At 70.0% G+C, this 24,056-nt stretch carries 16 protein-coding genes; 8 read left to right on the top strand and 8 right to left on the bottom strand.

Annotated elements, in window-relative coordinates; all coding sequences use genetic code 11:
• Positions 1 to 15 precede the first annotated feature (15 nt).
• The 5 genes from ACYVJJ_RS11825 (at position 16) to ACYVJJ_RS11845 (ending at position 5,874) form a co-directional block, all read left to right on the top strand.
• Positions 16 to 1,044 carry an amidohydrolase family protein gene (locus tag ACYVJJ_RS11825; protein ID WP_460833815.1) on the top strand — a complete coding sequence of 343 codons (1,029 nt, stop codon included), beginning with the start codon at positions 16 to 18 and terminating at the stop codon, positions 1,042 to 1,044.
• Positions 1,045 to 1,054: 10 nt separating this feature from the next.
• Positions 1,055 to 2,323 (top strand): kynureninase, encoded by a 1,269-nt coding sequence (kynU, locus tag ACYVJJ_RS11830; protein WP_460833816.1) that lies wholly within the window; start codon positions 1,055 to 1,057, stop codon positions 2,321 to 2,323.
• Between the two features lie 89 nt (positions 2,324 to 2,412).
• Complete coding sequence (locus ACYVJJ_RS11835; RefSeq protein ID WP_460833818.1) at positions 2,413 to 3,780, top strand: FAD-dependent oxidoreductase; 1,368 nt, start codon at positions 2,413 to 2,415, stop codon at positions 3,778 to 3,780.
• The gene (gene sbcB, locus ACYVJJ_RS11840; RefSeq protein ID WP_460833819.1) at positions 3,777 to 5,216 is read left to right on the top strand and encodes an exodeoxyribonuclease I; all 1,440 of its coding nucleotides are present in this window, start codon (positions 3,777 to 3,779) and stop codon (positions 5,214 to 5,216) included. Before ACYVJJ_RS11835 ends, sbcB begins: the two co-directional genes overlap by 4 nt.
• Before the next feature lie 88 nt (positions 5,217 to 5,304).
• Positions 5,305 to 5,874, top strand: coding sequence for a DUF2939 domain-containing protein (locus tag ACYVJJ_RS11845; RefSeq protein ID WP_460833821.1), 570 nt, complete (start codon positions 5,305 to 5,307; stop codon positions 5,872 to 5,874).
• 126 nt (positions 5,875 to 6,000) lie between these two features.
• On the opposite strand, the gene ACYVJJ_RS11850 is transcribed toward ACYVJJ_RS11845, so the two are convergent.
• The 4 genes from ACYVJJ_RS11850 to ACYVJJ_RS11865 form a co-directional block, all read right to left on the bottom strand.
• Entirely contained in the window at positions 6,001 to 6,930 is a 930-nt protein-coding gene (locus ACYVJJ_RS11850) for a 5'-nucleotidase (RefSeq protein ID WP_460833822.1), read from the bottom strand.
• Positions 6,931 to 7,021: 91 nt separating this feature from the next.
• Complete coding sequence (locus ACYVJJ_RS11855) at positions 7,022 to 7,795, bottom strand: NAD kinase (protein WP_460833824.1); 774 nt, start codon at positions 7,793 to 7,795, stop codon at positions 7,022 to 7,024.
• Between the two features lie 343 nt (positions 7,796 to 8,138).
• Positions 8,139 to 13,082: an NAD-glutamate dehydrogenase gene (locus ACYVJJ_RS11860; RefSeq protein ID WP_460833826.1), complete on the bottom strand. Its 4,944-nt coding sequence runs from the start codon at positions 13,080 to 13,082 to the stop codon at positions 8,139 to 8,141.
• Positions 13,083 to 13,213: 131 nt separating this feature from the next.
• The gene (locus ACYVJJ_RS11865; protein WP_460833827.1) at positions 13,214 to 14,374 is read right to left on the bottom strand and encodes an acyl-CoA dehydrogenase family protein; all 1,161 of its coding nucleotides are present in this window, start codon (positions 14,372 to 14,374) and stop codon (positions 13,214 to 13,216) included.
• Positions 14,375 to 14,529: 155 nt separating this feature from the next.
• Between ACYVJJ_RS11865 and ACYVJJ_RS11870 the strand changes: the two genes are divergently transcribed.
• From ACYVJJ_RS11870 to metH, 3 genes are read left to right on the top strand one after another with little or no spacing between them, the layout of a single operon-like run.
• On the top strand, positions 14,530 to 15,489 hold the full coding sequence (locus ACYVJJ_RS11870) for an ArsR/SmtB family transcription factor (protein WP_460833829.1): 960 nt from the start codon (positions 14,530 to 14,532) through the stop codon (positions 15,487 to 15,489).
• Positions 15,486 to 16,580, top strand: a complete 1,095-nt coding sequence (locus tag ACYVJJ_RS11875; protein WP_460833830.1) for a homocysteine S-methyltransferase family protein — start codon at positions 15,486 to 15,488, stop codon at positions 16,578 to 16,580. The genes ACYVJJ_RS11870 and ACYVJJ_RS11875 overlap by 4 nt, the downstream gene beginning before the upstream one ends.
• A gap of 51 nt (positions 16,581 to 16,631) precedes the next feature.
• Positions 16,632 to 19,373 carry a methionine synthase gene (metH, locus tag ACYVJJ_RS11880; RefSeq protein ID WP_460833832.1) on the top strand — a complete coding sequence of 914 codons (2,742 nt, stop codon included), beginning with the start codon at positions 16,632 to 16,634 and terminating at the stop codon, positions 19,371 to 19,373.
• A 69-nt stretch (positions 19,374 to 19,442) separates the two neighbouring features.
• On the opposite strand, the gene ACYVJJ_RS11885 is transcribed toward metH, so the two are convergent.
• The 4 genes from ACYVJJ_RS11885 to ACYVJJ_RS11900 all read right to left on the bottom strand — a co-directional run bounded on the left by ACYVJJ_RS11885 (position 19,443) and on the right by ACYVJJ_RS11900 (position 24,052).
• Positions 19,443 to 21,530 (bottom strand): Ig-like domain-containing protein, encoded by a 2,088-nt coding sequence (locus ACYVJJ_RS11885; protein WP_460833834.1) that lies wholly within the window; start codon positions 21,528 to 21,530, stop codon positions 19,443 to 19,445.
• Positions 21,531 to 21,831: 301 nt separating this feature from the next.
• Positions 21,832 to 22,482, bottom strand: a complete 651-nt coding sequence (locus tag ACYVJJ_RS11890) for a DUF2058 domain-containing protein (protein WP_460833836.1) — start codon at positions 22,480 to 22,482, stop codon at positions 21,832 to 21,834.
• 11 nt (positions 22,483 to 22,493) lie between these two features.
• The gene (locus tag ACYVJJ_RS11895) at positions 22,494 to 22,718 is read right to left on the bottom strand and encodes a SlyX family protein (protein WP_460833838.1); all 225 of its coding nucleotides are present in this window, start codon (positions 22,716 to 22,718) and stop codon (positions 22,494 to 22,496) included.
• The gene (locus tag ACYVJJ_RS11900; protein WP_460833840.1) at positions 22,715 to 24,052 is read right to left on the bottom strand and encodes a UDP-glucose dehydrogenase family protein; all 1,338 of its coding nucleotides are present in this window, start codon (positions 24,050 to 24,052) and stop codon (positions 22,715 to 22,717) included. The genes ACYVJJ_RS11895 and ACYVJJ_RS11900 overlap by 4 nt, the downstream gene beginning before the upstream one ends.
• Between the last annotated feature and the right edge of the window lie 4 nt (positions 24,053 to 24,056).

Consider the following 24,056-nt stretch of genomic DNA (forward strand, 5'->3'; position numbering starts at 1 on the left):
TTGTCGCCTCGCCCGATGCCCGACACCGCGCCCGTGCTGAAGATCGACACCCACGCCCATTACCTGCCACGCGACTGGCCCGACCTCGCGCGCAAGTACGGCGACGCGCGCTTTCCCGTCATCCACCACACCGACGACGGCCGGCACCGCATCTACAAGGACGGCAAGTTCTTCCGCGAGATCTTCAGCAAGACATGGGATCCGCAGGAGCGCATCGACGACTACGCCCGCTTCGGCGTCCAGGTACAGGTCATCAGCACCGTGCCGGTGATGTTCAGCTACTGGGCCAAGCCGCAGCATGCGCTGGAGCTTCACCAGGCACTCAACGAGCACATGGCGCAGGCAGTGCGCGACTTTCCGCGCCATTACGCGGGAATCGGCACGGTGCCGCTGCAGTCCCCGCGGCTCGCGATCCAGGAGCTCGAGCGCTGCATGGACCAGCTCGGCCTGCAGGGGGTGCAGATCGGTTCCCACATCGGCGACTGGAACCTCGACGCGCCTGAGTTGTTCGATTTCTTCCAGGCGGCCAGCGAGCTCGGCGCAGCGATCCTCGTCCACCCTTGGGACATGATGGGTAGCGAGTCGATGCCCAAGTACTGGCTGCCGTGGCTCGTGGGCATGCCGGCCGAGCAGTCGCGCGCGGCCTGCTGCCTGGTCTTCGGCGGCGTGCTCGAGCGGCTTCCGAGGCTGCGCATCTGCCTCGCGCACGGCGGGGGCTCGTTCCCCTACACGATCGGCCGCATCGAGCACGGCTTCAACATGCGCCCGGACCTCGTCGCCACCGACAACCCGCGCAATCCGCGTGAGTACCTGTCGCGCCTGTACTTCGACTCCTGGGTCGCCGACCCGCGCGCGCTGCAGTACCTGCTCGACACCTGCGGTACGTCGCGCGTGATGCTCGGCACCGACTACCCGTTCCCGCTCGGCGAGCAGCAGCCCGGTGCCGGCATCGCCGCGCTCGACCTGCCCGACACCGAGCGCGCCCGCCTCTACCACGGCACCGCGCTCGAGTGGCTCGGCCTGCCGCTGTCCCGCTTCGCCTGAAATCGACCCGATGACCGACCTCTTTTCCGACGCGCACGCACGTGCGCTCGACGCGGCCGATGCGCTCGCACCGCTGCGCGACGAATTCCTGATTCCGCGCTTTGAGGGCGCGCCGATGGCCTACTTCGTGGGCAACTCGCTCGGCCTGCAGCCGCGTGGTGCGCGCGCGCATGTCGAGACCGTTCTGCGCAAGTGGGAGGACGAGGCCGTCGAGGGCCACTTCACCGGCGACGCGCAGTGGATGACGTACCACGAGCTCGTGCGCGAGCCGCTCGCGCGCCTCGTCGGCGCCGAGCCGGTCGAGGTGGTCGCGATGAACACACTGACCGTCAACCTGCATCTGCTCATGGTCAGTTTCTACCGCCCGACCGCCGCGCGACGCGCGATCCTGATCGAGGCCGGCGCGTTTCCGTCGGATCGGCACGCGGCGTGGTCGCACCTCGGCGCACGCGGCTTCGATCCCGCGACCGACCTGATCGAGGTCGAGCCCGACCTGCCGGGCGGGTTGTTCTCGATGGCCGCGATCGAGCGGGCGATCGATGCGAACCGTGAGCGTCTCGCCCTCGTGCTGTGGCCGGGCGTGCAGTACCGCACCGGCCAGGCGTTCGACCTTCCCGAGGTGGCGCGCCTGGCGAAAGCTGCAGGGGCGGCCTGCGGCTTCGACCTCGCGCACGCCGTGGGCAACCTCGACGTGCAGCTGCACGACAGCGGCGCCGATTTCGCGGCCTGGTGCCACTACAAGTATGTGAATTCAGGGCCGGGCGCCGTCGCCGGCGCGTTCGTGCACGCGCGTCACGCCAACGCCGACCTGCCCCGATTCGCCGGCTGGTGGGGCCACGACGCCACCTCACGCTTCCGCATGGGGCCGGACTTCGTTCCGGCGCCCGGCGCCGACGGCTGGCAGCTCAGCAACCCGCCGATCCTCGCGATGGCCCCGCTGCGCGCCTCGCTCGAGCTGTTCGACCGCGCGGGCCTCCCGGCGCTGCGGGCGAAGTCCCGCTCGCTCACGGGCTACCTCGAGCAGCTGATCGATGCACGCCTGTCGGGCGTGCTCGACGTGCTCACGCCGCGCGATCCGGGCCGGCGCGGCTGCCAGCTCTCTCTGCGGGTGCACGGCGGCCGCGAGCGCGGGCGCGCGCTGTTCGATCACCTCGCCGCCCGTGGCGTGCTCGGCGACTGGCGCGAGCCCGATGTGATCCGCATCTCACCCACCCCGCTCTACAACACGCATGCGGACGTCCTGCGCTTCGCCCGCTGCGTCGAGGCGTGGGCGGGCTGACCGGTACAGGCGGGCCGCCTGGCCGGCCTGCCGTCGCCGCCCCGAATCATGGACACTCGCCCCACCCGCCTCCGGAGGGATCCGGCTCCGTGAACCCGACCGACCGCCACATCACCGTGATCGGTGCCGGACTCGCCGGCGCGCTCCTCGCGACGCTGCTCGCGCGGCGGGGCTGGAGCGTCGACGTCTATGAGAAGCGCGGCGATCCGCGCCTGCGCGGCTACGAGGGCGGCCGCTCGATCAATCTCGCGCTCGCCGAGCGCGGCCGCCATGCGCTGCGGCTGGCTGGGGCCGACGACGCGGTGATGCGCCAGGCCGTGATGATGCGCGGCCGCATGGTGCATTTCCCGGACGGCCGCACCGACCTGCAGCGCTACGGACGGGACGACAGCGAGGTGATCTGGTCGGTCCACCGCGGCGAGCTGAACATCGTGCTGCTCGACATCGCCGAGGCGGCCGGCGCACGCCTGCACTTCGACCGCGGGCTCGACACGGCCGACTTCGATGCGGGGATCGCGACCTTCACCGATGCACGCAACGCCGCGCATACCGCGCGCTTCGTGTCGCTCGTCGGTGCGGACGGCGCCGGCTCGGCGCTGCGCGGCGCCATGGCGGAGCGCGGCGACCTCGGCGCGCGCACCGAATGGCTCGGCCACGGCTACAAGGAGCTCGAGATCCCGCCCGCGGACGACGGCGGCTTCCGCCTCGAGCCCAATGCCCTGCACATCTGGCCTCGCGGGCGCTACATGTGCATCGCGCTGCCGAACGACGAGCGCACCTTCACCGTCACGCTGTTCCTGCCGAACGAGGGTGACCCGAGCTTCGCCACCGTGCGTTCGGGCGACGAGGCACGCGCACTGTTTGCGCGCGATTTCGCCGACGCGCTGCCGATGATCCCGCGCCTGGAGCACGACTTCGAGACTCATCCCACCGGCGGGCTCGCCACGCTCTACCTGGACCGCTGGCACGTCGACGGCCGCGCGGTGCTGCTGGGCGACGCCGCGCACGCGATGGTGCCGTTCCACGGCCAGGGCATGAACTGCGCCTTCGAGGACTGCGTCGCCCTCGCCGCGCATCTCGATGCGCAGGACGATCGCGCGGCGGCTTTCGCGGCCTTCCAGGCCGAGCGCCTGCCGAACTCGCGCGCGATCCAGGCGATGGCGCTCGAGAACTACCACGAGATGCGCGACCGCGTCGCCGACGACAGCTTCCTGCTCCAGCGCGCGCTCGAGCGCGTGCTCGCCGAACGGCATCCCGATCGCTTCGTACCGCGCTATTCGATGGTCACGTTCATGCGGCTGCCCTACGCCGTCGCCTTCGATCGTGGCCAGCGCCAGCGCGAGCTGCTGGTCGAGCTCACGCGCGGGCACGAGACGCTCGACACCATCGACCTCGATCATGCGGCACGGCGGGTCGAAGCCTCGCTGCCGCCACTCGCCGAGGCGGCGACCGCATGAGCGACAGCTTCCTCTTCTACGACCTCGAGACGTTCGGCGCCTGCCCGCGCCGCAGCCGCATCGCGCAGTTCGCGGCCATCCGCACCGACGCCGACCTGCAGCAGATCGACGACGACATCTGCTTCTACGTGAAGCCCGCCGACGACCTCCTGCCCTCCCCGGTCGCCAGCCTGATCACCGGCATCAGCCCGCAGCACGCCTGCGAGCAGGGCGTGAACGAGGCCGAGGCCTTCGCGCGCATCCACGAGCAGATGGCGCGCCCGGGCACGTGCAGCGCGGGCTACAACTCGATCCGCTTCGACGACGAGTTCGTCCGCCACGGCCTGTTCCGCAACTTCTACGACCCCTACGAGCGCGAATGGCGGGGCGGCAACTGCCGCTGGGACCTGCTCGACGTGATGCGCCTCGCGCACGCGCTGCGACCCGATGGCATCGAGTGGGTCTACCGCGAGGACGGTACGCCGACCTTCACGCTCGAGGGCCTCGCGAACGCGAACGGCGTGCGCATCGGCGACGCGCACGAGGCGCTTTCCGATGTGCGCGCCCTCATCGGCCTGGGCCGCCGCCTGCGCCAGGCGCAGCCGCGGCTGTGGGATTACTGCCTGAAGCTGCGTGACAAGCGCTTCGCGGGCAGCCTGCTCGATGTCGTGGCGATGACGCCCGTCCTCCACGTCTCGCAACGCTTCCCGGCGAGCCGGCTGTGCGCGGCGCCCGTCGTGCCGCTCGCCATCCACCCGCGCATCTCGAACCGCGTCGTCGTGTTCGACACCGCGCAGGATCCGGAGCGCCTGCTGCGGTCGAGCGTCGATGAGATCGTCGACACCCTCTACGCGAGGGCGGATCGCCTGCCGCCCGGCGTCGAGCGGCCCGCCCTCAAGGAAGTGCACCTCAACCGCTGCCCGGCGCTGATCGCCTGGGCGCACCTGCGGCCGGCCGAGCTCGACCGCCTGGGCATCGACCCGGCACAGGTCGAGACGCGGGCCGCCCGGTTTCGCGCCTGCGCGGCCGAAGTCGCGGACAAGGTACGTCGCGTCTATGCGCGCATGCCGGACCGGCCGCCGAGCGATTGCGATGCGAGCCTGTACGACGGCTTCCTGCCCGACGAGGACCGTCAGCGTTTCCCCCAGGTGCGCAGCACGCCCGCGCACGGGCTCGACGAGGCGAGCTTCGCCTTTCGCGATGCGCGCCTGCCCGAGCTGCTGTTCCGCTACCGGGCGCGCAACTGGCGCGACAGCCTCGGCGCCCCCGAGCGCGAGCGCTGGAACACGTACCGCCGCGAAAGGCTCGCCGCCACCGACCGCTCCGAACACAGCTTCCAGACCTACTTCGACGAGATCCGGCAGCTGCGCGTCGAGCGCGGCGGCGACGCGGCCGCCCACGGGCTGCTCGACCGTCTGGAGAGCTGGGGCCGCGACCTCGTGGCGCAGATCGCCTGACCTGCGCCACCCGCGCATGTCGACGCGACGTGGTGAGCGCGAGCGGCGACGAGGCTAAGCTCGCCTCACCGCCCCCGTTGCCCGTCGAATGAAGAAGCTCATCGCCCTCCTGCTTGTCGCCGCACTCGCGCTCGGCGGCTACATCGCCGCCGGTCCGTTCCTCACCATGCGCGCGATCCGCGACGCGGTGCAGCAGGGCGACACGCGCAGCCTGCAGGCGAACGTCGACTTCGAGCTCGTGCGCGCGAGCGTCCGCGCGCAGCTGGAGGACTATCTCGCGCGCCGCATGGCCGATCCGGAGACGCCGTCGGAGCTCCGGCGCATCGGCGCGCAGATCACGCGTGACATGACCGGCGGCGTCGTCGAGATGCTCGTCACGCCCGTCGGAATCGGCGCCGTGCTCCAGGGCCGGAGCATCGTCCGTCGCGTGATGGGCCTGCCGACCGAGGACACGCCGGCGGGCGCGCCCTCGCCGACCGCGCTGGATCCACTCGCCGGCGCGACGTATCGCTACGAGTCCACCGACCGCTTCAGCGCTACCGTCCAGAACGCCGACGGTGCCCCCGTGGTCTTCGTCTTCAGTCGCCAGGGGCTGCGCTGGCGCCTGACCGACGTGCGCATCCCCATCGAGCAGCTGATCGGCGGGATGACGCGCTGACGGGTGGCACGACCCGCGGCGCGGGTACGCGAAGAAGCGCGTGATGCCGCGGTCCACGCGAGCGCGGCCGCCGTGACGAAGCGCGCGTCGCACGCTTCCCCACGCCGCCCGGCCGGGGTCGCCGAGTCAGCGCCTCGCCCGGTTCGCGACGCCGTGCGGCACGTGTCCGGCGGCGACGTGGTCACGCGCGGACACGATGTTGTGCTCGGAATCGTCGAAGAAGATGTCCGCGCCGAAGGCTTCAAGGAACGGCCCCTTGCTGCGGCCGCCGAGGAACAGCGCCTCGTCCAGCCGGATGCCCCATTCGCGCAGGGTGCGGATCACGCGTTCGTGCGCGGGCACCGAGCGCGCAGTGACGAGCGCCGTGCGGATTGGCGCGTCCTCGCCCGTCGGAAACGCCTGCTGCAGCCGGTGCAGCGCATCGAGGAAGCCGCGGAACGGCCCGCCGGAGAGCGGCTCGCCCGCGCGACGCAACTCGTGCTCCGCGAAGGCCGCGAGCCCCCCCTCGCGCGAGACGCGTTCGCCCTCGTCGTCGAAGATCACGGCGTCACCGTCGAAGGCGATGCGCAGCTGGTCGGGATTGCGCGCCGCCGCCGAAGGAGAGCGCGAGGCCGATGGCAGCAGCATCGCCGCGGCGACGCCGGCCTCGAGCGCGGCACGCACGTCCTCGCCGTGTGCCGATAGGAACAGGTCGGCGCCGAACGGACGGATGTACGGATACGGCGGCGCCCCGTTGCTGAAGGCGGCGCGGCGGATCGACAGGCCGTGGTGCGCGATCGAATTGAAGATGCGCAGGCCGGTGTCCGCGGAATTGCGCGAGATCAGGATGACCTCGACGCGAGGCGCTTCCGGCGGCGCACCGTCGTTGAGCTTGAGCAGCTTGCGCACCAGCGGGAAGGCGATGCCGGGCGCGAGGATGTCGCTCTCGCGACTGCGCTGGTAGTCGGCATAGGCCTCGAGCCCCTGCAGCTCGAACAGGTGGTGGCCTTCCTCGAGGTCGAAGAGCGTCCGCGAGGAGATGGCGACGATCAGGGGATTGGCATCGCGATCGGGCATGGCGTCTATTCTGCCTGCGGCCGCGTGGCCCGCATGTTCGCGGCGCTGCGTGGATTCGCAGGGAGCGGCCGGAGCTGTCCGATCGGGCGCATCAGCCGCTCGTGAACTGCTCGGCGAGCATGCGCTCCTCGAGGTTGTGCTCCGGGTCGAACAGCAGGGTGACGGTGCGGTCGCGCGATTCGCGGATGACGACCTCCACCGCATCGCGGACCTCGTGCGAGTCGGCGGTGGCGCTGACCGGGCGCTTGAACGGATCGAGCACGGTGAAGCGCACCTCGGTCTCGGCGCGCAGCACCGCGCCGCGCCAGCGCCGCGGTCGGAACGCCGCGATCGGCGTGAGGGCAATCACGTTCGAGCCGAGCGGCAGGATCGGCCCATGCGCCGAGAAGTTGTACGCCGTGCTCCCGGCGGCCGTGGCCACGAGCACGCCGTCGCAGATGAGCTCGTCCAGCCGGGTCTGGCCGTTGAGGTCGATGCGCAGGTGCGCGGCCTGACGCGTCTGCCGCAGCAGCGACACCTCGTTGTAGGCGAGCGAGCCGACGCTCGCCCCGGACTCGGTCTGCACCACCATCTCGAGCGGCCGCAGGACCGCCGGCTCGGCCGCGTGCAGTCGCTCGACGAGCGCCTCGAAACGCTGCTGGTTCATCAGGAAGCCGACCGTCCCGAGCTTCATGCCGTACACGGGACGCCCCAGGCCACCGTGGCGATGCAGCGTCTGCAGCATGAAGCCGTCGCCGCCGAGTGCGACGAGCACGTCGGCATCGGCCGGCGCGTGGTCGCCGTGCACCTCGACGAGCTGCTGGCGTGCGGCCTGCGCCTCCGGCGCCGGGGATGCCAGGAACGCGAGGCGTGGAGTCGTGCTCATGCTGAGGCTGGCCATGGGCGGAGGATACCCGGCCGATGCGCGGGCGCGCGTAGCGGTCGTACACCGGCGCGCGATCGACCTACCACCCGGCGGCGACAGCGCGCCTGTCGCGGCGTCGTGCCCGATGCGCGCTCTGCGCGGCCTCACGGCTCGCCACAGCGCGCACCGGCCACGGCCGCCCTCGGTCCCTCGCAGGCGGAGAACTACCCCTTTGCCGCATTGGACAGCCACGGCCCGCCGATCGCGCCCCGAAACGACAAAGGCGGAACAGCCATCGGCTGCCCCGCCCGTCGTTTGCCTAGGCCGGCCCGAGCCGCGCGCTGAAGCCCGCGGCGTGCTCCGCCTATGCGGTTTCCGCCAGCTGCGCCAGGCGACGCACCGCCACCGACACCGTCGGGTAGTCGAGCGACTTCTGGCTCGCGAGCTCCGACAGCATCGCCAGCGTGAAGCGCAGGCTGGAGTCGTCGCGACGCAGCCACTGCTCGACCTTGGCCTCGCCGGCCTTCCGGCCGCCCTCGGCGAGGATCTGCCCGACCAGCGCACGCTGCTGCGTGCCCAGCTCGTCGCGGAGCGAGCCGCGCGCGAGCGCCTGCCAGCGGCTCTCCACCGGCAGCGACTCGATCTGCTCGTAGAGCCACGGCAGGTGCAGGGCGCTGCTGAGCGCGAAGTGTGCGCGCGCGACCTCGGCCGGCGCCAGGCGACGGGCGTGCGCGATCTCGACGATGTCCGTCGCCGCATCGAGCAGCGGCAGCGCGGCGAGCTGCGTCGCGAGCGCCGCGGGGATGCCCTTGCGACGCCAGTCGGCGAGGCGACGGTCGAACGCCTCCTTCTGGTCCGGCGTCATCGCGCCGGGAAGCGCCTCGCGCACGGCGCGGATGCCGTCGCCGTAGCGCGCCATCGCGGCCGCGATCTCCGGGATCTTGCCGGGGCGCGAGAGCAGCCAGCGCGTCATCGAGCGCATCAGGTGCCAGATCGCCAGCAGTGCGTCGACCTGCGCGGCTTCCGGCACCTTGCCGTCGAGCGCGTCGATCTGCGACCACAGCTCGCGCGCCTCGAGGGCTTCGCGGGCGATCGTGTAAGCCTTCGCGATCTCGGCGGGCGTGCGTCCGGTGTCCTCCTGCGCACGCAGCACGAACGTCGCGCCCATGCGGTTCACCATGGAATTGGTCACCGCCGTGGCGATGATCTCGCGCTTGAGGCGGTGCCCGTCCATGTAGCGCGCGTACTTCTCCTGCAGCGGCTTCGGGAAGTAGCGCACCAGCTCCTTCGACAGGTACGGGTCTTCCGGCACGTCGGACTGCACGAGCTGCGGGAAGAGCACGAGCTTGCTGTAGGACAGCAGCACCGAAAGCTCCGGCCGCGTCAGCCCCTGCCCGCGCGCCTTGCGCTCGGCGAACTCGGCATCCGACGGCAGGAATTCGATCTGGCGGTCGAGCAGGCCCTGCGACTCGAGCGTGCGGATGAAGTGCTGCTTGGAGCCCAGGCGCGAGACCGACATGCGCTCCATCACGGAGATCGCCTGGTTCTGGCGGTAGTTGTCGTTGAGCACGAGCTCCGCGACTTCATCCGTCATGGAAGCGAGCAGCGTGTTGCGATCGTCGAAGCTGAGCTTCTTCTGCTGCACCACCGCATTCAGCAGGATCTTGATGTTCACCTCGTGGTCCGAGGTGTCCACGCCCGCCGAGTTGTCGATGAAGTCGGTATTGAGCAGCACGCCGTGCTGCGCGGCCTCGATGCGGCCGAGCTGCGTGAGGCCGAGGTTGCCGCCCTCGCCCACCATCCTGCAGCGCAGGTCACGGCCGTCGACGCGTAGCGCATTGTTCGCGCGGTCGCCCACGTCGGCATGCGTCTCGCGGCTCGACTTCACGTAGGTGCCGATGCCGCCGTTCCACAGCAGGTCGACCGGCGCCTTGAGGATCGCGCTCATCAACTCGGCGGGGCTCATCGCCGTCACCGCCGCATCGATGCCGAGCGCCTCGCGCACCTGCGCGCTCACGGGGATCGACTTCGCCGTTCGCGGGTAGATGCCGCCGCCGGCGCTGATGAGCTTGGCATCGTAGTCCTCCCAGCTCGAGCGCGGCAGCTTGAACATCCGCGCGCGCTCCTTGAAGGAGACGGCCGCGTCAGGATTCGGGTCGAGGAAGATATGGCGATGGTCGAACGCGGCCAGCAGGCGGATGTGCTTGGATAGCAGCATGCCGTTGCCGAAGACGTCGCCCGACATGTCGCCGATGCCGACGCAGGTGAAGTCCTCCTTCTGCGAGTCGCGGCCGAGCGCCCGGAAGTGGCGCTTGACCGACTCCCAGCCGCCGCGCGCGGTGATGCCCATGCCCTTGTGGTCGTAGCCGACGGAGCCGCCCGAGGCGAAGGCGTCGTCGAGCCAGAACCCGTGCTCGCGCGCGATGCCGTTGGCGATGTCCGAGAACGTCGCGGTGCCCTTGTCGGCAGCGACGACCAGGTACGGATCGTCCTGGTCGTGGCGCACCACGTCGCTCGGCGGCACGATCTTGCCGTCGACGATGTTGTCGGTGATGTCCAGCAGGCCGTTGATGAACATCCTGTAGCAGGCGATGCCCTCGGCCTGGACGGCATCACGATCGCCACCAACCGGCGGGCGCTTCACGAAGAAGCCACCCTTCGAGCCGACCGGCACGATCACGGTGTTCTTCACCATCTGCGCCTTCACTAGGCCAAGCACTTCGGTGCGGAAATCCTCGCGGCGGTCGGACCAGCGCAGGCCGCCGCGCGCGACCGGTCCGAAGCGCAGGTGGATGCCTTCCACGCGCGGGCCGTACACGAAGATCTCGCGATAGGGGCGTGGCTTCGGCAGGTCGGGCACCTGCGCCGAGTCGAACTTGTAGCTGACGTAACCGGTGCCGGCGCCGCCACGCTCGCCCTGGTAGTAGCTGGTGCGCAGGGTCGCGTCGATCACACCCATGAAGCTGCGCAGGATGCGGTCCTCGTCGAGGCTCGAGACACGGTCCATCAGCCCGAGCAGCGCATCACGCGCGGCCGCGCCCTGTGCTTCGCGCTTGCCCGAGCGCGCCTCGATCACCGGGCGTACCGCGGCGACGAGCGCCGCGTCGTCGCCGGCCAGGCGGGCGAGCTGGCGCTGGAACTTCTCCATGCCCGCCTTGATCTCGGCCTTCGACTCGCGACCCGTAGCCGGGTCGAAACGCGCCTCGAACAGCTCGACGAGCAGGCGCGCAAGCAGCGGATAGCGCGCGAGCGTCTGCTCCATGTAGGCCTGCGAGAACGTCACGCCCACCTGCAGCAGGTACTTGCAGTAGGCGCGCAGCATCGCGACCTGCCGCCACGACAGCCCTGCAGCGAGGATGAGGCGATTGAAGCCGTCGTTCTCGGCCTGCCCGCGCCAGATGGCGGCGAACGCGTCCTCGAAGTCCTGGTCGACGCCCGTCACGTCGAGCGTGCCCGGGTACTCGACCTCGAAGTCCTGGATGAAGAACACCTGCCCGCCCGCCTCGATCCGGTACGGATGCTCGGCGATCACGCGCAGGCCCATGTTCTCCATCATCGGCAGCGCGTCGGACAGCGGGATGTCGTCGCCCTGGCGGTAGAACTTGAAGCGCAGTCCGCCCTCACCCTGGTGGCTGCGGTACAGGCTCAGCCGCAGGTCGTCGGCGCCGGTGAGCGCGGCGAGGTGCTCGACGTCGTCGGCTGCAACCTGCGCGGAAACGTTCTCGATATAGCCCGCGGGCAGTGCACGGCCGTACGCCTGCGCGAGCGCGAGGCCCCGCTCGTCGCCATGGCGGCCCACCAGCTGGTCGCGCAGGTCGTCTGCCCAGTTGCGCACGATCTGCGCGAGGCGCGCCTCGATCGCCGCCATGTCGACGTCGGGCAGGCTGCCGTCCGCCGGCTTCGGGCGGATCATGATGTGCAGCTGCGCGAGCGGCGACTCGCCGAGCATCACCGTCGAATCGACGTGGTCGGCATTGAGCGTCTCGCGGAGCATCGCCTCGATGCGCAGGCGCACCTCGGTGTTGAAGCGGTCGCGCGGGATGTAGACCAGGGCGGAATAGAAGCGCCCGTAGCGGTCGCGCCGCATGAACATGCGGCTTCGCACCCGCTCCTGCAGGCCGAGGATGCCAAGGCTCGTCGCCATCAGCTCGTCCTCGGACGACTGGAACAGCTCCTCGCGCGGCAGCGTTTCGAGGATGTGCTTGAGCGCCTTGCCGTTGTGGCTGTCCGGCGCGAGTCCGCACTGTTCCATCACGTGCGCGTAGCGCTGCCGCACCACCGGGATGTCCCACGGTCGGCGGTTGTAGGCGCTCGACGTGTACAGGCCGAGGAAGCGCTGCTCGCGCACCGGGCGGCCCTTCTTGTCGAAGCTGAGCACGCCGATGTAGTCCATGTAGCCGCGGCGGTGGACCGTCGCGCGTGCATTGGTCTTGGTGAGGATCAGCGGATCGACGTTGCCGGACGCGGCCTGCGCGCCCAGCGTGCTGAGCGGCCGCGCACGACCGCGCTCCTCCCCGCGCAGCAGGCCGAGGCCCGTGCCACCGACGGCCTGCAGGACCTCGTCGCGGCCCTGCTTGGCGACTTCGTATTCGCGGTAGCCGAGGAAGGTGAAGTGGTTGTCGGCCGCCCATCGCAGGAACTCCTGCGCCTCGGCGCGCGCCTCGTCGTCCATCGGGACGGCGCGGCTCCCGAGATCCTCGGCGACGTCGAGCATGCGGTCGCGCATGACTTCCCAGTCGGCGACGATCACGCGCACGTCCTCGAGCACGCGGCGGATCGCGCCCTCGATCTCCGCCATCTCATCGGCCGTCTGGCGATCGATCTCGAGGTGCATCATCGACTCGGGTCGACCCTCGCCTATGCGCGTCAGGCGGCCGCGCGCATCACGCGTGATCCGCACGACCGGATGCCCGATCACGTGCACGCCGATGCCGCGCTCGGCGAGCGCGAGCGTGACCGAGTCGACGAGGAAGGGCATGTCGTCGTTCGCGATCTGCAGCGCGGTGTGGCCCGACTCCCAGCCGTGGGACTTCACCGACGGGTTGAACAGGCGCACGTGCGCCGTGCCCGGCGCGCGCACCTTCGCGAAGTCGAGGAAGCCGGCGGCCAGCGAGGCCCAGCCCTCGGCGGGATGCATCGGGAATTCCTCCGCGCTCATGCGCTTGTAGAACTCGCGGGCGAAGGCCTCGCCCTGCTCCTGGCGATTCGCGGGGAGCAGGTCGGCCATCGCGCGGACGATCTGGTCGATCGCGGCGTCGCTGCGCTTGGCGGTGCGGGGACGGGCGGCGGAGGTGCGTTTGGTGGTCATTCGGCGGTCGCTCGATGGAATGCGGCCCGCGCGGTGGCGGGCCGACCAGGGTCTAGGGCGATCGCGCGCCCACCGCCGCACGCCGGTCGGCGCGCAGGTGGCGATGGGGGCGCAGGCGTTTCATCGCCGGCTCAGCGCAGGCCCGTCTCGTTGCGGGCGATCACGAGGCGCTGGATCTCGCTCGTGCCTTCGTAGATTTCCGTGATCTTGGCGTCGCGGAAATAGCGCTCGATCGGCATCTCCTTGGAGTAGCCCATGCCGCCGTGGATCTGCAGCGCCTGGTGGGTGATCCACATGGCGGCCTCCGACGCAGTGAGCTTGGCGACGGCCGCCTCCGTCGAGAAGCGCGGGCCGCCCTGGTCGTACTGCGTCTTGCCCCAGGCCGCGCGCAGCGTGAGCAGCGTGGCGGCATCGAGCTTGCACTTCATGTCGGCGATCTTCGCCTGGGTCATCTGGAACGTGCCGATCGGCGCGCCGAAGGCCCTGCGTTCCTTGACATACGAAAGCGTCGCCTCGTAGGCGGCCCGGGCGATGCCGATCGCCTGGCTGGCGATGCCGATCCGGCCGGCGTCGAGCACGCTCATCGCGATCTTGAAGCCCTCGCCTTCCTGGCCGAGCACCTCGTCCGGCTGGACGACGTAGTCGTTGAACTCGATCTCGCACGTCGCGGACGCGCGGATGCCGAGCTTGGGCTCGGTCTTGCCACGACCAAAGCCCTCGCGGGCGGTGTCGACCATGAAGGCCGTGATGCCGCGCGCACCCTTCTCCGGGTCCGTCATCGCGAACAGCACGATGTACTTGGCGACCGGGCCACTCGTGATCCAGCTCTTCTTGCCGTTCACCACGTAGGTGCCGTCCGCCTGGCGCGTCGCCTTGCAGCGCATCGCCGTGGCGTCGGAGCCCGACTGGGGCTCGGTGAGCGCGAAAGCGCCGATCTCGCGGCCCTCGGCGATCGCGCGCACATAGAGCTGCTTCTGCTCCTCGGTGCCGTACTTGAGGATGCCGTTGCAGAACAGCGAGTTGTTGACGGACATGATCGTCGAGTGCGCGGCGTCGGCCGCGGCGACCTCGATCATCGCCAGCACGTAGCTGATCGGGTCCATGCCGGCGCCGCCGTACTCGGCCGGCACCTCGATGCCCATCAGGCCGTTCTCGCCGAGGGTGCGCATGTTCTCGAGCGGGAATTCGCCGCTGCGGTCGAAGTGCTCGGCACTCGGCGCGATCTTTTCCTGCGCGATGCGCCGGGCCACGTCCTGGATCATCAACTGCTCTTCGGTGAAGCGGAAATCCACGTCGGCACCTCGATTCTGGCGATGGTCTGCAAAGCCCGCGAATTGTACCGGCTCGCGCCGTGCAGGTCGTCCGCACGGGCCCGAATGCTTGACCTCGTGCCGCGCAGCGGGGACACTTATCTTTCCATCGCGATACCAAGATAAAGGCACCATCGATGGATCTCGAAGGCTGGTCCGCCCAGCTCAAGGTCTTCGCCGACGCGACCCGCGTGCGCCTGCTCGCGCTGCTCGAGCGCGAGGAGCTCACCGTGGCCGAGCTCTCGGCCATCACGCGGCTCGCCCAGCCGCGGGTCTCGACGCACCTTGCGCGCCTCAAGGACGTCGGCCTCGTCCGCGACCGTCGCGCCGGGGTCTCGGCCTACTACCGCTTCGACGACGAGGCGCTGGACGGCCCGCAGCGCGCCCTCTGGACGATGCTCCGCGACGGCAGCGACGACCCGCTGCTGCGCCAGGACGCCGAGCGCGTGCCGGGCGTGCTGGCGAGCCGCGCCGCCGAGCAGAACTGGGCCGACACGGTGGCGGGCGACATGGAGCGCCACTACTCGCCCGGCCGCACCTGGGAGGCGCTCGCCCGCTCCGCCCTACCGCTCATGGAGACGGGCGACGTGCTCGACATCGCCTCGGGCGACGGCGTGCTCGCCGAGCTGATCGCGCCGCACGCGCGACGCTACGTCTGCCTCGACGCGAGCAGCAAGGTGGTGATGGCCGCGTCCGAGCGGTTGCGCAGGCTCGGAAACGTCGAGGTGCACGAGGGCGACATGCATGCCCTCGCCTTCGACGACGGCGTCTTCGACCTCGTCGTGATGATGCATGCCCTCACCTATGCCGAGCAGCCGGCCACCGCAGTCGCGGAGGCTGCGCGGGTACTTCGCCCGGGCGGACGCCTGCTGCTGACGAGCCTCGCACGGCACGAGCACCGCGCCGTCGTCGAGGCCTACGGCCACGTGAACCTCGGCTTCGCCGAGAAGGACCTGCAGCGGTTCGCGGCAAAGGCCGGACTGGAGGTCCTGAGCAGCGGCACGGTGACCCGCGAGCGCCGCCCGCCGCATTTCGAAGTGATCGCGGTGATCGCCCGTAAGCCGACGGCCACCGCGCCGCGCCGGAGGACTGCATGAATCGGCTGCCGTGGCTGCGCGCCGACCGCGCAGGCGCCCTGCTCGACGCGCTCGCCTCCCGCATCCTCGTGCTGGATGGCGCGATGGGGACGATGATCCAGCAACACGGCCTGAGTGAGGCCGACTACCGAGGCGACCGCTTCGCCGAAGGCTTCGACGCAGCTACCGCGCCCACGGGCCACGCGCATGGCCCGGCCTGCGGCTGCGCGCACGACCAGCGCGGGAATAACGACCTCCTGAGCCTCACCCGGCCCGAGCTGATCCGCGGCATCCACGCCGACTACCTCGCCGCGGGTGCCGATCTCGTCGAGACGAACACGTTCAATTCGACGTCGATCTCGCTGGCCGACTACGGCCTGTCGCATCTCGCGCGCGAGCTCAACGAAGCCGGCGCGCGCCTCGCCGCCGACGCCTGTGCCGAGGCCGAAGCCGCAACGGGGCGACCACGCTTCGTGGTAGGCGTGCTCGGGCCGACCAACCGCACCGCCTCCCTCAGCCCCGACGTCAATCGCCCCGGCTACCGCGCGACGCGCTTCGACGAGCTCCGCGACGCCTACCGCGAGGCGTGCGACGGCCTGATCGACGGCGGCGCCGACGTGCTGATGGTCGAGACCATTTTCGACACGCTCAACGCGAAAGCCGCCCTCTTCGCGATCGAGGAAGCCTTCGACGGCCGCGGCGCGCGGCTGCCGGTGATGATCTCCGGTACGATCACCGACGCCTCGGGACGCACGCTTTCGGGCCAGACCGCCGAGGCCTTCTGGTACTCGGTGCGCCATGCCGAGCCGGTCGCGATCGGGCTCAACTGCGCGCTCGGCGCGCGCGAGCTGCGCCAGCACGTCGACGTGCTCGCCCGCGTGGCCGACGCCTACGTGAGCACGCACCCCAACGCCGGCCTGCCGAACGCCTTCGGCGGCTACGACGAAACGCCCGAGGACATGGCCGCAGTGGTGGGCGAGTTCGCGAACGCCGGTCTCGTCAATCTCGTCGGCGGCTGCTGCGGCACCACGCCCGCGCACATCGCAGCGATCGCGGCGGCGGTCGACGGCGTGACGCCGCGGCGAATCCCGGCGCTCGTCGCTGCCGCCTGACACGCCTCATTTCCGACGCGCCCGCCGCGCGACGCAGGACCCATACGATCCATGGCCGTGCTTCCCCGCCACACCCGCCTCGCCGGCCTCGAGCCGCTTCAGATCACCCCGGAGACGAATTTCGTCAACGTCGGCGAGCGCACGAACGTTACCGGCTCGGCGCAGTTCAAGAAGCTGATCCTCGAAGGCCGCTTCGACGAGGCCGTCGCCGTGGCACGCCAGCAGGTGGAGAACGGCGCGCAGGTCATCGACGTCAACATGGACGAGGGCATGCTCGATTCGGAGCGTGCGATGGTCGATTTCCTCAACCTCATCGCCGCCGAGCCCGACATCGCCCGCGTGCCGGTGATGGTCGACAGCTCGAAGTGGAGCGTGATCGAGGCAGGCCTGAAATGCCTGCAGGGAAAGGGCATCGTCAATTCGATCTCGATGAAGGAAGGCGAGGCGGAGTTCCTGCGGCAGGCGCGCCTGGTGCGCCGCTACGGGGCCGCGGTGGTCGTCATGGCCTTCGACGAGCAGGGCCAGGCCGACACCGTCGAGCGCAAGGTGGAGATCTGCTCGCGGGCCTACCGCCTGCTGACCGAGTCGATCGGCTTCCCGCCCGAGGACATCATCTTCGACCCGAACGTCTTCGCGATCGCCACTGGTATCGAGGAGCACGACGACTACGCCGTCGCCTTCATCGAAGCCACGCGCGAGCTTAAGCGGCGCTTTCCGTACAGCCACGTCTCCGGCGGCGTCTCCAACGTCTCGTTCTCGTTCCGTGGCAACGAGCCGGTGCGGCAGGCGATCCACGTCGTCTTCCTGTACCACGCGATCCGCGCGGGCATGGACATGGGCATCGTGAACGCGGGTGCCCTGCCCCTTTACGACGACCTCGAGCCGGAGCTGCGCGAGCGCGTCGAGGACGTCGTGCTCAACCGCCGGAAGGACGCCACCGAACGGCTGCTCGAAATCGCCGACCGCTACAAGGGGAAGAAGGGCGAGAAGAAGGTCGAGGACCTGCGCTGGCGCGAGAAGCCCGTCCGCGAGCGCCTGACGCACGCACTCGTGCACGGGATCGACGCCTTCATCGAGACGGACGTCGAGGAAGCCCGTGCGCAGTCGACGCGCCCGCTCGACGTCATCGAAGGTCCGCTGATGGATGGCATGAACGTCGTCGGCGACCTGTTCGGCGCCGGCAAGATGTTCCTGCCGCAGGTGGTCAAGTCGGCGCGCGTCATGAAGAAGGCGGTCGCCTACCTGCTGCCCTACATCGAGGCCGAGAAGCTGCGCACCGGCGACACCGGCCGCAGCAACGGCAAGATCGTGCTGGCCACCGTGAAGGGCGACGTACACGACATCGGCAAGAACATCGTCGGCGTGGTGCTCGCCTGCAATAACTTCGACGTGATCGACCTCGGCGTGATGGTGCCGACGCAGGTCATCCTCGACCGCGCGAAGGCCGAGAACGCCGACCTCGTCGGACTGTCGGGCCTGATCACGCCGTCGCTCGAGGAGATGAGCCACGTCGCGCGCGAGATGGAGCGGCAGGGCCTGCGCATGCCGCTGCTGATCGGTGGTGCGACGACGTCGCGCGCGCACACGGCGCTGAAGATCGACCCGCACTACAAGGCGCCGACGGTCTGGGTGAAGGACGCATCGCGCGCCGTCGGCGTCGCGCAGTCGCTGATCTCCGCCGACCTGCGCGCGCCGTTCGTCGCCGCCAACGATGCGGACTACGCCGAGATCCGCGAGCGGCACCGCAATCGGGGCGACGGCAAGCGCCTCGTGAGCCTGGAGAAGGCCCGCGCCCAGCGCTTCGACGGCGACTGGGCGACGCACGTGCCCGTCGAGCCCCGCCTGACCGGCGTCCACGCCTTCGACGACTACCCGCTCGCCGAGCTCGTGCCGTACATCGACTGGACGCCGTTCTTCAACACGTGGGAACTCGCCGGCCGCTATCCCGCGATCCTCGACGACGACGTCGTCGGCGCGCACGCGCGGGAGCTGTATCGCGACGCACGCGCCATGCTCGATCGGATCGTGGCGGAGCGTTGGCTGCGGGCGAAGGCCGTCTTCGGGCTCTGGCCCGCGCATTCCGTTGGGGACGACGTCGACGTGCGCCTCATCGAGGGTGCGGCGAGCGGGCTCCCGGGGCTCCGCCACGTGCTGCCGGGCGATCGCGCGGGCGAGAGCGTGCGGCTGCACTTCCTGCGTCAGCAGGTGGACAAGCCGGTCGACCGCCCCGATTTCTGTCTGTCCGATTTCATCGCCCCCGCCGCCGGACGGGATGACTGGATCGGTGCCTTCGCCGTGACCGCCGGCATCGGCATCGAGCCGCACGTCGCGCGCTTCGAGGCCGCCCACGACGACTACAACGCGATCATGCTCAAGGCGCTCGCCGACCGCTTCGCCGAGGCGCTCGCCGAGCGCCTGCATCAGCGCGTCCGGCGCGAGTTCTGGGGTTATGCCACCGACGAATCGCTCGACAACGAGGCCCTGATCGCGGAGCGCTACCGCGGCATCCGCCCCGCCCCCGGCTACCCCGCCTGCCCGGACCACACCGAGAAGGCAACGCTCTTCCGCATGCTCGACGCGCCGGCCAATGCAGGCGTCGAGCTCACCGAAAGCTTCGCGATGTACCCGGCGTCGTCAGTCTCGGGCTACTACTTCGCGCACCCCGGCAGTCAGTATTTCGTCGTCGGCCGTGTCTCGCGCGAGCAGGTCGCCGACTATGCCAAGCGAAAGGGCGTGGAGATCGCCCACGTGGAGCGGTGGTTGGCGTCGAACTTGGATTACGACCCGGACTAGGCCGCCGAGCCCCGCGACCGATGCGGGGCGATGCGGGCCCGACACGCCGGGTGTCGGGCCCGCGCCACGTCAGGGCTGTGCGTCGTAGAAGTTGGCGCGCACGCTCACCACATTGCGCGCGCCGGACGCGGTGAACTGCTCGAGCGACTCCAGCACGTAAACGCGGCCGCCCGAGCTCGCGAGCGGCATCCAGCTACGCCGCTGACTGACGTAGCAGCCGCGTACACCGATCTGGCAGTAGGGCAGCGCAGACGGAAACGCGAACTGGCGATAGCTATCGGCCTGCCAGCGGCCGAGCGAATCGACCATCCAGCTGAACGGTGCGGTCACGGATTCGACAAGCGAGCCGTCGTCAGGCGTCGAGACCTGCAGATAGTCGCCCTGCGGCATCGGGCTGCCTGTATCGCGGATCCGCGCGAACAGCACCGTGGCGCCGATCGGGAACGAATCGCTCAGGTTGAAGCCGCTCTCGTAGGTGCCGGCCATCGCCTCGGCACGGAAGGCAAAAGCCGCATCGCGCACGACGGACATGTCGGCCTTGACCGAGCGCGTGCCATCGCGGCGGTAGGCGACCGCCATCACGCCGTCGGCGCCCTGCCCGTCCTCCGTGAGGCGACGGACCTCGTAGAACGTGTCACCGCTCGGGTCCTGGAATCGCAGGCGCCCGCCGATCACTTCGGTCCGCGCCTCAGGCGCGGAGAGGTCCGCAATTCGTGCGCCCCATGCCGGTAGCCCGTCCGGGCTGTAGCGCGCAGACACGTCCGGCACCAGCCGTTCACCCGTCCCGGCGGAGTCAGTAAAGGGCCGTTCGCCAGCGCCCGACTCGAATGCGACGAAGCGCCGCGCCGCCATCACCTGCCCCGCCTCGCGCGGCACGCACGCATCGCCGGGCATGAGATCTTCGGTAACGCGGTCGTAGAGGTAGGTCACTTCGACGACGTCCACGCCATCGCCATCGTGGAGACGCGCCAGGTCGAGGCTGCGCAGCGACAGGACCTCACGATCCTGACGCGCGCACGCGTTGAAGGGAAAGCTGTAGCTGACGACCGGCTCGTCGAGCATCACCGAGATCCGACCGTCGACGCGTACCCAATTCGCCACGTCGCCGCTGCGGAACGTCTCCGCGATATAACGCCCGGTGCCGGCGTCGGCCGCAGTACGCCCGCCGAACTCGATCAGCGCTTGCCCAAGCCGCCCGACGCGCACGGTACCCGGCGCGCTCGCGTACGTCAGCGCGTAGCCGGTCGCACCGCCGGAGGTGCCAAACCCCGCCACCTCTCGCGCAACGTCATGCTGCGTAGCGATTGCGGCATCGAGGCGACCCGCCGGGAGCGAGGCGATGAAAGCCTCCCGGACGGCGGCATCGCCGAGCAGGGTCGACGGCGTGGCCCCGGCCGGGAGTGGCACACCCTCTGCCAGCAGATGCACCAGGGCTGCGCCGCGCAACAGCTGCTCCGGGTCGACGTGTTCCGATGCCTGCCGAAGCGCACGCGCATTGTCGATGGCGCCACCCAGCGCGGAAGCCGCAAGCAGGTGATGGGCCGTGCCGAGCGCCGAGATACGCACGCGCCGCGTCTCGGCGTCGTCCAGCACGCCATCCACACCGGCGAGCCGCTCGAGATCGGCCGCGGGCCCGAGATCCGCGAAGTACCGGGTCTCGACGCCCGCCACGGTGGCGCCTTGAGCCTCGAGGCGAACGAGCGCGGCACCGTCCAGTGCGTGCAGATCGATCGAATAACGGCGGTCATCCTGGATTCGAGACGCGAAGCGGTGGCCCGCGATGACGGTCGAGACCTCGCCACTCAGCGGGCCACCTACCACGCGCCCGTCGATACGGACGCGCGCACCCGTGCGGCTGACGTGCACGTCGACGACGCCCGTATGCGGCGCCCCGCCCTTCGGGTGGACGACATAGGTGAAGCGATCGCTGCCAGCGAATCCCGCGTCCGGCGTGTAGACGATACGGCCGTCGGCTACGACGGCCGTGCCATGTGCTCCGTCACGCACCCGGCCGATGCGCAGCCTATCGCCGACCGGCGCATCGTTGGCCAGAACGTCGATGACGACAGCCTCGCCCCGAACGGAAAACCCGACGTCCGCAGGCGCGGTACGGTCACGCTCGACCGCACCTGCCGATGCACATGCGAACACGGCCATGACCGCCAATCCGGCGGCTCTGTTCCTGACTTCCATGGAATCCCCTGGCATTCGGGCCCACCCCCCGGGGCCCGTCACGCTTAGGATCCGCGAAATAGACGGCCGTCTCAATACGCGCCCGGGGCGGCTCGTGATCGTCCGCCACGAAGACGCGTAGGGTTGCTGGGCGCAGCGGGATCTGCCGTCGCCACCATCAGCCAAGGGTGCGGAGGCGGTCGTGCGACCAGCTGCTGCGGCACCACGCCATCCGCTCGACCCGACGCGTTCGGCGTTCAGGCGGCGCGGCGCGGCGCTTCACGCACTACCACACAAGATCGTCGGGCACCTGGTATTGAGGATCGCTGTATGGATCGTCGCTCGCAGGCGCATCCGGATCGACGCGCAATGCGACGCATGCGGGAAAAATCCCTTCCGCTTCGGCGAGCACCTCGGTCGTCACGAGAATGTAGCGCCCGTCCAGCTGCACGACGCCCAGCTCGCCCGCGTTGAGTGCGCGCAGCTGCTCCGCGTTGACGTAGATCCGCTTGATCTTGCCGCCGTACGGGAAGTGGCGCGCGATGTCGGCGTCCTTGTCGTTGAGCGCCTTGTCCTTGAGGTAGTCGCCGAGCTTCGCGCGGGCTTCGCGGCGCAGTCGTGCCTCCTCTTGGCGCGCGGCCTCAGCGGCGATGCGCTCGTCCTTCTCGCGCTGCGCGCGCAGCGCATAGGCCTTGCCGAGGTCCATCTCCGCAGCGCGCGTGCGTTGGCCCGCGCCGCCGGGCCTGCCCGCCGTACCCGGCTTGCCGGGCCGACCCTGGGCACCGCGGTGCTGCGGACGCGCGTCCGGCTTGCCGCGGTCCTGTCCACGCGTCTCGTTCCTGCGCGCGCCGGGCTGAGGGGCCTGGGGCCTGGAGGGGGGCTTCGGCGCGGGCTTGAAGCCCAACCCGAGGAGCTGGTCGCGGATGCTGTCGCTCATGGTCCGTGGCGTCAGTAATGGGGCGGCGGCGGCTCGCTGGCCGGATCGCCTGTGAGGTCGGTCGCGAGCGAGGCGCGCATCAGGCGCAGCTCGTCGAGTGCGCGCTGCAGCATGAGCAGCGTTCGCGTGTTTTCTTGGCGCAGCTCGGCCATCGCATCGCTCAGCTCGCCGAGGGCGTGCTCCTGGAAGGCGAGCCGGGTCTCGAGGTCGACGATTCGTGCGTCCATGTCGCTCATGCCCGCACCGATCGGCCGCGGCCGATACCGTAGTACGCGAGGCCCGCCGACTCGACCTCGTCCGGGTGGTAGATGTTGCGGCCATCGAAGATCACCGCATCGGCGAGCGCGGCGCGCAGGCGGTCGAAGTCCGGGCTACGGAACTGCTTCCATTCGGTCACCACGACCAGCGCGTCGGCGTCGACGAGCGCGGCGCGCGCGTTGTCGCAGAGCACCAGGTCGTCGCGCTCGCCGAAGATCCGCTGCGCCTCGTCGCGCGCTTCGGGGTCGTAGGCGCGCACGATGGCGCCCGCTGCCCAGAGCCTCTCAAGCAGCACGCGGCTCGACGCCTCGCGCATGTCGTCGGTGTTCGGCTTGAACGCAAGGCCCCAGACAGCGAACGTCTTGCCGCGGATGTCGCCGTCGTAATGGCGCAGCACGAGCTCGGCGAGGTGGCCCTTCTGCCGCGCATTGACCGCCTCCACCGCATCGAGGAGCTCCGCGCGATAGCCGGTTTCGTCGGCGGTGCGCGCGAGCGCCTTGACGTCCTTCGGAAAGCACGAGCCGCCGTAGCCGGCGCCCGGGTAGATGAAATGCCAGCCGATGCGCGGATCGGATCCGATGCCGAGGCGGACCATCTCGATGTCCGCGCCAACGCGCTCGGCGATGTTCGCCATCTCGTTCATGAAGGAGATCTTCGTGGCGAGCATCGCGTTCGCGGCGTACTTCGTCAGTTCCGCCGAGCGCACGTCCATCACCACGATGCGTTCGTGGTTGCGATTGAAGGGCGCGTAGAGCCGCTTGAGTCGATCGACGACATAGCCGTCGCTCGCGCCGATCACGATGCGGTCGGGCCGCATGAAGTCGTTGACGGCGTCGCCTTCCTTCAGGAACTCCGGATTCGACGCAACACCGAAGGCGACGTCGACACCACGTGCGCGCAGCTCGCCGTCGATCGCCTGCCGGACGCGGTCCGCGGTGCCGACCGGCACCGTGGACTTGTTCACCACGATCGCGGGGCGGTCGAGGTGCCGCCCGATCGTCGACGCCACCGCGAGTACGTGTCGCAGGTCCGCACTGCCGTCCTCACCCGGCGGCGTGCCCACGGCGATGAAGAGCACGTCGCCCGCGGCGACCGCCGATTCCGCATCGGTCGTGAAATGCAGGCGGCCGGCCGCATGGTTCGCGCGCACCATCGGTGCGAGCCCCGGCTCGAAGATCGGGATCTCGCCGCGCGTGAGCGCGTCGACCTTCGCGGCGTCGATGTCCACGCAGGTGACGTCGTGGCCGACGTCGGCCAGGCACGTTCCCGTGACCAGGCCGACGTAGCCGGTGCCGAAGATCGCAACGCGCACGCGG

The organism is Lysobacter humi (ex Lee et al. 2017) (assembly GCF_054781815.1).